Below are 12,518 nucleotides of genomic sequence, written 5' to 3'. Positions count from 1 at the left end.
GTTCTTCCTAGCCCTTGATCCCAGTCTGCGCGATGCCCTGCACCAGCCAGCGCTGGAGGAAGAGGAAGACGAACACCAGGGGCAGGATGGATATGGCCGTGGCCATGAAGATCAGGTGGAAATTCACCGTCTGGCCGGTCATGTAGTTCGAGAGCGCGACCTGGACGGTCCATGCGCTCGGGTCCTGGCCGATGACCAGGGGCCACAGGAAGGAGTTCCACCCGCTGATGAACGTGATCGTCGCCATCGCGGCGAAGAAGTTCAGCGAGTTGGGTACGACGACCCGCCAGTACGCGCCCATGTAGCCGAGCCCGTCCACCCGTGCCGCCTCCTCCAGCTCCTTGGGGAACCCCAGGAAGTACTGCCGGAACAGGAAGCAGGTGAAACCACTGAAGAGGCCCGGGATGATGAGGCCCCGGTAGGTGTCGATCCAGCCGAGGGACGACACCAGCACGAAGCTGGGCACGAAGGTCACGGCGGTCGGGACCATCAGGGTGCCGAGGACGGCGTAGAAGATCTTGTTGGCGTGCTTGTACGGGATGCGGGCCAGGCCGTAGCCGGCGAGCGAGCAGACCAGCAGGGTGCCGACGGTGTGCAGGACGCCGACGACGGCCGAGTTCCACAGGGAGCGCGCGAAGTCGACCGACGGGTCGTCGAACGGTTCGCTGATGTTGCCCCACTGGATGTCGGTGGGGAACCACTTCCATTCCTCGCCCGTGATCTCCGGGTCCGTCATCAGCGCGTTGCGCACGATCAGATAGAACGGGATCAGGAAGAGGAGCGCGGCGAAGCCGGTGGCGACGTACAGCCCGGTCGAGCCGATCACACTGCCGGTGCGTACGCGACGCGGCTTGGCCGACACGTCCACCCGGTCCGCCGGAGGTGTCGTGGTGGTGGTCACTTGGACTCCTCACCCCTTCCGAATCCCATGAACTTGCCCTGGAGCAGGGTGACCAGGCAGATCAGTACGGTGAGGATCAGCGCGCCCGCGCTGCCCGCGCCGTAGTCCTGGCTGTCACCGAGCGCCTTGTAGTACAGCTCGACCAGGGGCGGCCTGCCCCAGGTGGTCTTCGACAGCAGGTTGAAGAACTCGTCGAACGCCTGGTAGGCCGCCACGAGCAGCAGCAGGATGACGGCCGTGGAGGTCGCGCGCAGCTGCGGCAGGGTGATGTGCCAGAAGGTCTGCCAGCCGGGCTTCGCGCCGTCGATCGAGGCGGCCTCGTACAGCTCCTGCGGGATGTTCTGCAGGGCCGCGATGAAGAGGATCATGTAGAAGCCGGCCTGCAGCCAGAGCCGGACGCTCAGGATGACCAGCCAGTACCACGGCGGGTCGGGGCTGGCCAGCCAGGCGGTGTTGTCGATGCCGAACAGGCCCAGGAAGGTGTTGGCGAGACCGAAGCGGACACCGTTGAAGATGGACATCTTCCACACCAGCGAGGCGGCGACGTAGCTGACCGCCGTGGGCAGGAAGAACACCGACCTGAAGAACGCCCGCATGAACCGCAGCCGGTTCACCATGAGCGCCAGCCCCAGCGAGGTCGCCCAGGTGACCGGCACGATGAAGACGGCGAAGACGGTGAAGGTGACGAGGGAGCCTATGAAGTCCTCGTCGGTCAGCATCGTCACGTAGTTGTCGACGCCGACGAACGTGCTCGGGGTGACCGTGAAGCGGGCCTCGAAGAACGACAGGTAGAGGCTCCACAGGATCGGCAGGTAGACGAAGATCCCCAGGCCGATCAGGAACGGCCCGGTGAAGAGCCAGAAGTTGAACGTGGGGGAGCCCCGCAGCCCCCGCCGCGGCCGGGCCGGAGCGGCCTTGACCGGGGCGGGGCTGGAGACGCCGTCCTTGGTGATGGTCGACATGTCGTGAGTACCTGTCCGCCGACCTATCCGAAGAGCTTCTTGAGCTCTTTGTTGACCTTGGCGTCGGCCTTGGTGAGCTCCTTGTCCGGGTCGCCGCCCTTGCGCACGGAGTTCGCGAGGACGTCCTCCAGGGCGGTGATGCTCGCCTGGGTCCAGCCGATGTTGTCGAAGTGACCGTAGTCGGAGAACAGCTTGACGCCCTCAGCGGGCAGGCCCGACTTCAGCTTCTCGGCCGACTGTGCGATGGAGGTGCGCGGCGGGATGTGGAAACCGTACGAGAGCGCCCAGTCCTCCTGGTACTCCTTCTGGTCGATCCACAGCCACTTCACGTATTCCTTGGTCTCGTCGACGTTCTTGCCCTTGGCGTTGACGAACATCGACCAGCCGCCGTTGTAGACGGAGAGCTTGCCCGCGTCGCCGACCTTCGGGAACGGGAAGATGCCGAGGTCGTCGCCGAGAGCCTCCTGCATCTGCGGCATCGCCCACATGCCGCACCACTGCATGGCGGTCAGGCCCTGGTTGAGCGCCGACGGGTCCCAGAAGTCGGTCGGGGCGTCGAGCAGCAGGTCACCGCTGGTGAACAGCTTGCGCAGCTGCTTGAAGCCGTCGACGACCGCGTCCGTGTGGTAGGCGATCTGGTTCTTGTCGTCGAGGTGCTGCGCGCCGGCCGACCAGATCAGCGGGTTGACCATCGAGTGCAGGGTGTTGCCGAGGTAGGCGCCCTTGACCTTGCTGGTGGTCAGCTTGGCGGCGGCTTCGGCCAGCTCCTCCAGCGTCTGCGGAACCTCGACACCGGCCTTCTCGAACAGCGACTTGCGGTAGAAGAAGAACTGCGGGTCGTCGATCATCCGGATGCCGTATATCTTCCCGTCCACCGTGTGCGAGGCGATGTCGGCCGGGTTGAAGTCGTCCTTGACCGGGTTGATCAGATCGCTCAGGTCCGCGACCTGGCCGCTCTCGATCATCTGCAGCTGCGGGTGGAACTCGAAGCAGTCGGGCGCCTTGTCCGTGAGCAGCGAGGCGAAGAGCTTGCTCTCGAAGTTGGAGCCGGTGATCCACTGCGTGGTGACGTTGCCGCCCTTGTAGGCCTTGGCGTACTTCTTGATCGCCTGCTCGGTGCCCGCCTCGCCGTACGCGTGGAAGTACTGCGTGAGACCGGCGCCCGACCCCCCGCCGTTGCTCCGACCCGTGTTGCTGCCGCATGCGGCCAGACCGCCGGCGGCGGCCAGGCCCATGGCGGCCCGCAGTACGGAGCGGCGGTCGAAGTTGCTGTTGCTCATTGCCGACATGCTGACGTCCTTGTCTCGAGTACGGCTGTGGCGCTGTGCCTGAAGGCTCTGCGGCTCAGTGCCTGTTGACGCAGTGGCTCAAAGAGGCTTGCGGTGCGGGACGTTAACCTTCGGCTAAGGCTTCGGCAAGGGGTTGGACGAAGTCTGTTCGAAGCGTTGTATTCGGTTCGGTGTTCCGAACGTCCGTGCGGTGCGGCCGATTTGACGTGGAAAGGAGGGCCGCCGGGTCAGGGTCCGGCGGCCCCCGGCTCAGGGGTGCGGATGGAGCCGTTGGCGCTCTTCGGAGCGCCCCCGGTGCCGTACCGCGGGTTTGACCGGGGCGGCGCGCCGGCCCGGTTTCTGGCCGACCGACTGGAGCGCGCCCTCGAGCGCGAACGTCGCCGCGCCCAGGCACGCCGGGTCGGTCGGGATCAGCGAGAGCACGATGTCGGTGGCGGCCATCGGGCGCGGCAGCGCATGCCGGGCGACGGCCTCGCGCACCTCCGCGACCAGGGGCTCGCCCAGGGCGGCCGCGACCCAGCTGCTGAGCACGACCACCTCGGGATTGAACAGGTTGACCAGGTCGGCGATGCCCGCGCCCAGGTAGCGGGCGGTGTCCCGCACCACCTTGACCGCCACCGGGTCCTGCCGGGCCACCCCGCGCGCGAGCGCGGCGATGGTGGCCGTCTGGTCCTCGGGGTGCAGCAGGGTGCTGCGCGGACTCAGCTCCCGGAGGTTCAGCATGATCCCGGGGGCGCCCACGTACGTCTCCACGCAGCCGTGGTTGCCGCAGTGGCACAGGCGGCCGTCCAGCACGATCGTGGTGTGGCCCCACTCCCCGGCGCTGTTGCTCACGCCCCGGTGCAGCCCGCCGCCCAGGACGAGCCCCGCTCCCACGCCGGTCCCGAGGTTGACGATCACGGCGTCACCGTGTCCCCGCGCGGCCCCGAACCACAGCTCGGCCACCGCGACCGCGCGCAGCGGGTTGTCCAGGTACAGCGGGTAGGCGATGTGCTCGGTCAGCAGGTCGAGCAGCGGCACGTCGTGCCAGTCCCAGTTCGGCGCGTACTCCGAGATGCCGGTGGCGCGGTCCACCTGACCCGGCACGCTCACCCCGACGCCCAGCACCCGGGCGCCCTCGATGCCGGCCTGGGCGACCACCGAGCCGACGGCGGCGGCCACGTGCCCGACCATCTGCTCGGGCAGGTTCTCGCCGGGACGGACGTTCTCCTCGGCCCGGGCCAGGACGTTCAGCGCCAGGTCGAACAGCTCGACATGGACGTACGTCTCCGCGATGTCGACGCCGATCAACGCGCCCCCCGACGCGTTGACGGCCACCAGTCCCCGGGGGCGGCCCCCGGCCGAGTCCTCGAACCCGACCTCGGTGATCATGCGGAGGTCCAGCAGCTCGCCCACGAGCGTGGCGACCGTGGCCAGGCTCAGCCCGGTGGCCGCCGCCAGCTCCTGCCGGGAGGTGGGAGACTTGGCGATGATCTGGCGCAGCACCTCGTACCGGTTCGCGGTGCGAATGTCGCGTGAGGTGCGCTTCACCGACGACATGATCCCCTCGATCCCTCCAGGCCATGACGAGGCCTGCTGCCCCGGCGCGGTCGAAGGCTATGGCGCGGAAGGGGCTTTCTACAAGGGGTTAGGAAAGGGGGTTTACGAAGTCGCCCGGTGAACCGCCCGCCCGTGGCCGGAGACCGACGGCGCACGACGGATCACGACGGATCACGGCGGATCGCGGCGGAACACGGCGGCGCCCGCCCGAGCCGCCCGGTACGCGCGACTCCCGATACGCCGCGCGCGGGCTCGCCCCCCCGCACGTGCCCGCCCGCCTGCACCGCCCGCCCCCGCCCCCGCCGCGCGCACCGCGCGCCTCAGGCGCCGAGAACCTCCCGCACGAAGGCGTTGCGGAACTTGCCCGCCGGGTCCAGTCCGTCGGCCACCCGCCGGAAATCACCCAGCCGGGGGTACAGCGGCCCCAGTTCGGCAGCCGGCACGGTGAACACCTTGCCCCAGTGCGGCCGGGCGTCGAACGGCGCGAGCACCTCCTCCACCCGCCGCACCACCGGCAGGACGGGCGCCGCGTCCGCGATCCACGTGAAGTGCAGCGCGACCGTGTCCCGGCCCTCGGCGGGGCTGATCCACTGCTCGTCGGCGGCCATCGTCCGGACCTCGCAGACCTGCAGCACCGGTGCCACCGCGTGCCGGATCGAGTCGAGCGCGCGCAGGGCGTCCAGGGCGAACGGGCGCGGCATCAGGTACTCCGACTGCAGCTCCTCCCCGCTGCTCGGCGTGAACTCCGCCCGGAAGTGCGGCAGCCGCTCGTGCCAGGGGCCGGGCACCCCGAACTGCTCGGTGCAGTTCACCGCCGGCATGCCCGGCACCGGATGCATCGCCTCGGCCGCGGGCTCGGCCCACGGGAACTCCGTCACGGGCCGGTCCTGGCGCCGCTTGACCCACACCTGGTCGAAGCCGGAGTGCTGCCAGCGGGTGAAGAGGCTCACGCTGTACGCCGAGGCCGTGACGGCGGCGAAGTCCAGCCCGTCCAGGGGGAGTTCACCGAAGACGTGCTGGGTCATCCCGAAGGCGGGTTCCAGGTCGAGGGTGAGCGCGGTGACCACGCCGAGGGCCCCGAGCGAGGTGACCGCCGCGCCGAAGCGGTCGTCGCCGCGCGTGAGCGTCAGCGCCGACCCGTCCGCCGTGACCAGCTCGACCTCGCGCACCGCCGCCGCGAGCGGTCCGTTGCCGTCGCCCGAGCCGTGGGTGCCGGTGGCCACCGAGCCCGCCACGGAGATGTGCGGGAGGGAGGCCATGTTGTGCAGGGCGAGACCGCGGGCGTGCACCGCGCGGGCCAGCTCCGCGTACCGGACACCGCCGCCGACCCGTACCGTGCGGGCCGCCGTGTCCACGTCGATGGTCGTCGGCAGCCCGGTCAGGGAGAGCAGGACACCCCCGGGGCCGGGCTCCGCGATCTCGTTGAACGAGTGCCCGCTGCCCAGCACCCGCACGCGCTCGCTGCCCGCGACCAGGGCCCGCAGCGCGTCGGCGGAGTGCGGCCGGTGCAGCTCCTTCGCGGTGTACGTGATGTTCCCGGCCCAGTTGGTCAGGGTCTCCGTCGTCATGCGGCTGTCCTCCGCGCTCCGTGAGCCGTAGCTGTCGAGGGCCATCCTCTCCGCTCCGGGCCGGTCCCCGTTCATTGACCCTCTCCGAGCGCCTGCCTACGGTAGAGAGCGGTTGCTGCCGCCGCCACCTCCTCCTCCGTCCGGAAGGCCCTTCCTTGCCCGAGCGTCCGCTCGCCCTGTTCGCCATGACGGCCGAGAACGTTCCGCAGGTCTTCCCGCCGGAGGTGCTCTCACGGCTGCGCGAGACCGTCGAGATCGATCCCGCCCTCGTCGCCGAGGACTTCTCCGACCCCCGGGTCCGCAAGGCGCTGGCCGAGACCGAGATCCTGGTCACCGGCTGGGGCTGCCCCCGGATCGACCGCGCGGTCCTGGACGCGGCGCCCGGACTGCGGGCGATCCTGCACTCGGCGGGCTCGGTGAAGGGGTTCGTCACCCCGGACGTCTGGGAGCGCGGGATCACCGTCTCGACGGCCGCCGACGCCAACGCCCTGCCCGTCGCCGAGTACACGCTCGCCATGATCCTGCTCGCCGGCAAGGACATCCTCAACCGCCGTGAACGCCTGCGGACCGAGCGCGTCTCGCCGGGCTGGGGGTTCGTCCCCGGCATCGGCAACCACGGCCGCCGCGTCGGTGTCGTCGGCGCCTCCCGCATCGGCCGCCGCGTCATCGAGCTGCTGCGCCCCTTCGACCTGCGGGTGAGCCTCACCGACCCCTACGTCGACGAGGCCGGGGCCGCCGCCCTCGGCGTACCGCTGCTGCCGCTCGACGAGCTGCTGCGCACCTCCGACATCGTGACCGTGCACGCCCCGGACACCCCCGAGACCCACCGGCTCCTCGACCGCCGCGCGCTCGCCCTGATGCCCGACGGGGCCGTCCTGATCAACACCGCGCGCGGCGCGCTCGTCGACCACGACGCGCTCGTCGACGAGCTGCGCACCGGCCGGCTCTCCGCGATCCTCGACGTCACCGACCCCGAACCACTGCCCGCCGACTCCCCCCTCCTCGACCTGCCGAACGCCTTCGTCACCCCCCACCTGGCCGGCTCCCAGGGCAACGAGGTCGCCCGCCTCGGCCTCGCGGTCACGGAGGAGGCCGAACGGCTCGCCGCCGGAGAGACGCCGGCGTACGCGCTGGACCGGTCGGTGCTGGAACGGACGGCGTGACGTCCACCAGCGGTTTTCGACCCTGGTCGAAAGGGGGCGCGGACGAGCCCCCGAGGCGGCAGGCTTCGGTGCGGGACCGGGCCGAAGGGCTCACGTCATGACACGAAGGGAAACACGTACATGAGGTTTCGATGGCTGCTCGCCACCGCCGGCGTGGCGGCCGCGCTCGGCACGACCCTCGCGGCGCCGTCCGCGTCCGCCGCGTCCAACTGCTGGCGGCACGAGGACGGCATCAGGTGGTGGTGCAACAACGTCTCCGGCGCCTCGGTGTACGGGTCGGTGGGCAACAACCACCTCTACCCCAACCCGAACCAGGTCGTCGGAACCATGAACAGCAACCCGAGCTGGTTCTACTGCAAGCTGGACAACCAGGCCTGGGTGGGCGGGCCGCACCCGACCCGCTGGCTCATGACAGTCGCCGACAACGGCAAGCTCGGCTGGATGAAGGACACCGCCATCTACAGCGAGACGGACCCGCTGCGCGACTGCTGACCCGCGGGAGGCCCACGTGGCCCGCTGCTCGCGCGGCCCCGCACCCGTGACGGCCTGCGGGCCGCCGGTGAGCCGGGCCGCGGCCCCTGGCTCCAGGGGTGCGGGGGCCGCGCGAGCAACCCCTCCCTCCCGCACGTGGCGACGCACCCGTACCCCCCACCCCGCCGCCCGACCGCCGGAGGCATACCGTGGGGAGGTGCGTGCGGGCGATCCCCGGACGCCGTCGTCGTGAGCGAGGAGACAACGGGATGGATGGCAGCCGCACCGCACTGGTGGAGGACCTGATGGAGAGGTTCCCGCACGTGCCACGGGAAGCCGTCTTCAAGGAGGACCTGCTCAGGGGCGGTGTGGCCTTCGACGCCTCCGCGCTGAGCGACAACGAGAAGGGCGAGGTGAAGCCGAAGTCGTACTTCATCTTCTCCTTCGACCACGGCACCCTCCCCGAGCTGGGCGAAGCCGCGCTGCGCCGCCCGCCGGAGGAGATCATCCTCACCGGCGGCCCGTACGACCTGCGCCGCACGGTCGTCTCCGTACGGGTCAACCCGTCCTCGCCCTACCGGGTGGCGTCCGACGAGGACGGCCTGCTCGGCCTGTACCTCGACGGCAGGCGCGTCGCCGACGTCGGTGTCCCGCCCATGCCGGAGTACTACAAGCACACCCTCTCCAACGGAAAGTCCGTGATGGAGGTGGCCCCGACCATCCAGTGGGGCTACCTGATCTACCTCACCGTCTTCCGCGTCTGCCAGTACTTCGGCGCGAAGGAGGAGTGCCAGTACTGCGACATCAACCACAACTGGCGCCAGCACAAGGCGGCGGGCCGCCCCTACACGGGTGTGAAGGACGTCGACGAGGTCCTCGAAGCCCTGGAGATCATCGACCGGTACGACACGGCGAAGACGTCCACCGCGTACACGCTCACCGGCGGGGCCATCACCAAGACGGTCTCGGGCCGGGACGAGGCCGACTTCTACGGCCACTACGCCAAGGCCATCGAGGAGCGGTTCCCGGACCGCTGGATCGGCAAGGTCGTGGCGCAGGCGCTGCCGCTGGACGACGTCAAGCGCTTCCACGACTACGGCGTGAAGATCTACCACCCCAACTACGAGGTGTGGGACGAGTACCTCTTCAAGCTGTTCTGCCCCGGCAAGGAGCGCTACGTCGGCCGCGACGAGTGGCACCGGCGGATCCTCGACTCGGCGGGTGTCTTCGGCGCGCGGAACGTGATCCCCAACTTCGTGGCGGGCGTGGAGATGGCCGAGCCCTTCGGGTTCAAGACGGTCGACGAGGCCATCGCCTCCACCACCGAGGGCCTGCGCTTCTTCATGTCGCACGGCATCACGCCCCGCTTCACCACCTGGTGCCCGGAGCCCACGACCCCGCTGGGCAAGGCCAACCCGCAGGGCGCGCCGCTGGAGTACCACATCCGGCTGCTGCAGGCGTACCGCGCCACGATGGACGAGTTCGGGCTGTCGTCGCCGCCCGGATACGGTCCGCCCGGACCCGGCAACGCCGTCTTCTCCGTCAGCTCCTTCATGGACAGCCTGCCGGCCGTCGAGGAGACGGCCGGGGGAGCGGTGAAGGGGGACGGCTGAGGAGCCGCCCCCGGGGCAGGGGCAGGGGCAGCAGCAGGAGCAGGAGTGGGGAAAGGGGCCGACACGGAGAGTGCCGGCGATGTTTCCGTTCGGTAACTCCTGTGACGGTTGAGTCGTTCGGGGTCGGCGTACGTACAACTCCTCAAGCGTGACCGCTGGTAACGGCTTTTGAAGACGCAGCTTGTCAGTTGTGCGGAAACCGTGAAAAGCTCTGGGCCACCCGCAAGGTGGTCCCCCCGAACTCCCTTGAAGCAAAGGGTAGTTGACCGCTTTTGCGAACTTCCCCCCTCGCTCTGTGGATGCAGGAGACCCATGCCCGACCTGCCGAAGCCCCAGGACGCCGCCGAGGCCGCGCTGTTCTCGGAGTGCTGGGACGCGGTCCTGTCGTACGCCGACCTGTGCACCTCGGGGTCGGCCGCGGCGACCCAACTGGCCACCGACGCCTTCACGCACGGCATGCACGAGGCGCAGGCCCTGGAGTTCGACACGGGAGCCGAGCGCGGCGCCGGACGGCGTGCCCTGCGGCTACCGCGCATACCCTTCCTCCTGACCTGGGTCAGGACCACTGCCGCGGCCTGGGAGGCGGGCGGCCAGGGCCACCGGCTCGACCCCGACCTGCGCCTCTGGCTCAACTCGGACAAGGCCGCGCGCTACACCGGCCCGCCGCTGTACCGCCCCCTCGCCCTGCGCGCCCTGCGGGACATGCAGGAACCCGACGCCGCGCTGCTGTGGCTCGCCGAGGTCGAGTCGCTGCCGCTGGGCTCGGTGGCCCGCCGCCTCGGCCTGGACCCGGCGGTCGCCGCGTCCGAACTCGACCAGGTGCGGGCGCTGTTCAGGGACCGCTGTCACCGCAGCCAGCTCGACACGCCCATGAACCCCGACTGCCGCGTCTACGCCCGGCTGCTCGACGCGGTCACCCGCTCACCCGGCACCGACACGCCCGACGACCTGTCGCGCCACCTCGCCACCTGCGTGGGATGCGCGGAGGCCGCGGCCTGTCTCGGCCTGCACGGCGGCGGGCTGCCCGCCGCGCTCGCCGGCGGCGTGATCGGCTGGAGCGGACTCGCCTACCTGGAGCGCCGCCGCCGCGCGGCCGACGCGGGGATGCTTCCCGGACGCGCCGACGCCACCGGCACCGACCGCGGACTCTCGCCCGGCCGCGAGGCCAGGTCCCGGTTCACCCTCAGCCGCAACGGGCTGCTCGTCGCCGCCGGCGTCGTCTCCGTGCTGACGCTCGCGGTCTCCCTCACCCCCTTCGGCGGGGACGACGCGACCGCCGGCGGCCCCTCCGACGGATCGCCGGTGGTCCAGCAGGACCCCAGGTTCCCGGTGACGGGGGCCCCGTCCGGCGACGGGTCCGAACCGCAGAGCACGGCACGGCCCGATGCGACCGGTTCCGGTGCGAAGGACGACTCGGGCGACGGCGACGGCAAGAACTCGGACACGGACAAGGGCAAGGACGGCAACAGCAACGAGCAGCCCCAGGGCGACGCCTCGACGCCGGCCCGTGTCTCCCACAAGCCGGTCGACCCCGGCAAGTCGCCCGCCGCCGCCTGCCACGTCCGCTACGAGCTCGTCAACGAATGGCCCGGCGGCTTCCAGGCCACCCTCACCGTCACCTCCAAGAAGGCACTCGACGGCTGGCGCCTCGGCTGGACCTACGCGGGCGACCAGCGCGTCACCCAGATGTGGGACGGCACCTTCGACCAGGAGGGCTCCCAGGTCAGCGTCACCGCCGCCGACTACAACAAGACCGTCGCGGCGGGCGGCACCTTCGGCGTCGGCTTCCTGGGCATCTGGCAGGGCTTCGACAACCCCGCTCCCGTGAAGTTCACGCTCGACGGCAGTCCCTGCGCCACCGGGAAGTGAGTACGGCCGGGCGAGCGGCTCCGCCCGCCCGGCCTTCGTTCCTCGCCTCGTTCCTCGCCTCGTTCCTCGTTCCTCGCCTCCGGAGGCGTTGCACTACGGGGCAAGAACCGGTGCACTCGCGGACGAGTGACAGGGGTGCGTTCTTCCTAGGGTCGTCGCAGTCCCGCACTGCGGGCCGCCGGCCGGACGCCGGCCATCGTCGAACGAAGGAACGATCCCCTTGCCGTACATCACCGTGGGTCAGGAAAACTCCACCACCATCGACCTCTACTACGAGGACCACGGCACGGGGCAGCCGGTCGTCCTCATCCACGGCTTCCCCCTCGACGGCCACTCCTGGGAGCGGCAGAGCGCCGTCCTGCTGGAGGCGGGACACCGTGTGATCACGTACGACCGCCGTGGTTTCGGACAGTCCAGCCAGCCGACCACCGGCTACGACTACGACACCTTCGCGGCCGACCTGAACACGGTCATGGAGACCCTCGACCTGCGGGACGCCGTCCTCGTCGGCTTCTCCATGGGCACGGGCGAGGTCGCCCGGTACGTGTCCGCCTACGGCACCGAGCGGGTCGCCAAGGTGGCGTTCCTCGCCTCGCTGGAGCCCTGCCTGCTGAAGTCCGACGACAACCCGGACGGGGTCGCTCCGAAGGAGTTCTTCGACGGAGTCGTCGCGGCCGTCAAGGCGGACCGCTACGCCTACTACACCGACTTCTACAAGGACTTCTACAACCTGGACGAGAACCTCGGCACCAGGATCAGCGAGGAAGCGGTCCGTCACAGCTGGGACGTCGCGGCGGGCGGCGGGTTCTTCGCCGCCGCCGCCGCGCCCTCCACCTGGTACACCGACTTCCGCCAGGACATCCCGGCCATCGACGTGCCGGCCCTGATCCTGCACGGCACGGGCGACCGCATCCTCCCCGTGGACGGCACCGCGCGCCTGTTCCACAAGGCGCTCCCGTCCGCCGACTACGTCGAGATCGAGGGCGCCCCGCACGGCCTGCTGTGGACGCACGCGCAGGAGGTCAACACCGCGCTCCTGGCCTTCCTGAAGAAGTGACGTCCCGCCGCGGGGCCGGCGCCCGGGGAGACCCCGGCGCCGGCCCCGCGGCGGCCGTTCGAAGCCCCGAGGAAAACAGTTGGCGT

General features: G+C 70.2%; 10 protein-coding genes. 5 read left to right on the top strand and 5 right to left on the bottom strand.

Annotation, left to right across the window (positions count from 1 at the left end; translation table 11 throughout):
- Positions 1–7 precede the first annotated feature (7 nt).
- The 5 genes from SCAB_RS09205 to SCAB_RS09185 all read right to left on the bottom strand — a co-directional run bounded on the left by SCAB_RS09205 (position 8) and on the right by SCAB_RS09185 (position 6,259).
- Complete coding sequence (locus tag SCAB_RS09205; protein WP_012999791.1) at positions 8–901, bottom strand: carbohydrate ABC transporter permease; 894 nt, start codon at positions 899–901, stop codon at positions 8–10.
- Positions 898–1,863, bottom strand: a complete 966-nt coding sequence (locus SCAB_RS09200) for a carbohydrate ABC transporter permease (protein ID WP_012999790.1) — start codon at positions 1,861–1,863, stop codon at positions 898–900. Before SCAB_RS09200 ends, SCAB_RS09205 begins: the two co-directional genes overlap by 4 nt.
- Positions 1,864–1,886: 23 nt before the next feature.
- Positions 1,887–3,152 (bottom strand): ABC transporter substrate-binding protein, encoded by a 1,266-nt coding sequence (locus tag SCAB_RS09195; protein WP_037724178.1) that lies wholly within the window; start codon positions 3,150–3,152, stop codon positions 1,887–1,889.
- 249 nt (positions 3,153–3,401) lie between these two features.
- Entirely contained in the window at positions 3,402–4,691 is a 1,290-nt protein-coding gene (locus SCAB_RS09190) for an ROK family transcriptional regulator (RefSeq protein ID WP_012999788.1), read from the bottom strand.
- A 320-nt stretch (positions 4,692–5,011) separates the two neighbouring features.
- Positions 5,012–6,259, bottom strand: a complete 1,248-nt coding sequence (locus SCAB_RS09185; RefSeq protein WP_041670464.1) for an FAD-binding protein — start codon at positions 6,257–6,259, stop codon at positions 5,012–5,014.
- 155 nt (positions 6,260–6,414) lie between these two features.
- Between SCAB_RS09185 and SCAB_RS09180 the strand changes: the two genes are divergently transcribed.
- From SCAB_RS09180 to SCAB_RS09160, 5 genes are all read left to right on the top strand, one after another.
- Positions 6,415–7,422: a hydroxyacid dehydrogenase gene (locus SCAB_RS09180; RefSeq protein ID WP_012999786.1), complete on the top strand. Its 1,008-nt coding sequence runs from the start codon at positions 6,415–6,417 to the stop codon at positions 7,420–7,422.
- Positions 7,423–7,542: 120 nt separating this feature from the next.
- Complete coding sequence (locus tag SCAB_RS09175) at positions 7,543–7,914, top strand: hypothetical protein (RefSeq protein WP_012999785.1); 372 nt, start codon at positions 7,543–7,545, stop codon at positions 7,912–7,914.
- 248 nt (positions 7,915–8,162) lie between these two features.
- Entirely contained in the window at positions 8,163–9,506 is a 1,344-nt protein-coding gene (locus SCAB_RS09170; protein WP_012999784.1) for a radical SAM protein, read from the top strand.
- Between the two features lie 312 nt (positions 9,507–9,818).
- The gene (locus SCAB_RS09165) at positions 9,819–11,375 is read left to right on the top strand and encodes a cellulose-binding domain-containing protein (RefSeq protein ID WP_012999783.1); all 1,557 of its coding nucleotides are present in this window, start codon (positions 9,819–9,821) and stop codon (positions 11,373–11,375) included.
- A gap of 220 nt (positions 11,376–11,595) precedes the next feature.
- Complete coding sequence (locus SCAB_RS09160; RefSeq protein ID WP_012999782.1) at positions 11,596–12,432, top strand: alpha/beta fold hydrolase; 837 nt, start codon at positions 11,596–11,598, stop codon at positions 12,430–12,432.
- The last annotated feature ends 86 nt before the right edge of the window (positions 12,433–12,518 follow it).

Source organism: Streptomyces scabiei 87.22, from assembly GCF_000091305.1.
GTDB classification, from domain to species: Bacteria; Actinomycetota; Actinomycetes; order Streptomycetales; family Streptomycetaceae; genus Streptomyces; species Streptomyces scabiei.
Note: the sequence above shows the minus strand (reverse complement) of the source record. Positions and strands in the feature narration are given on the sequence as shown.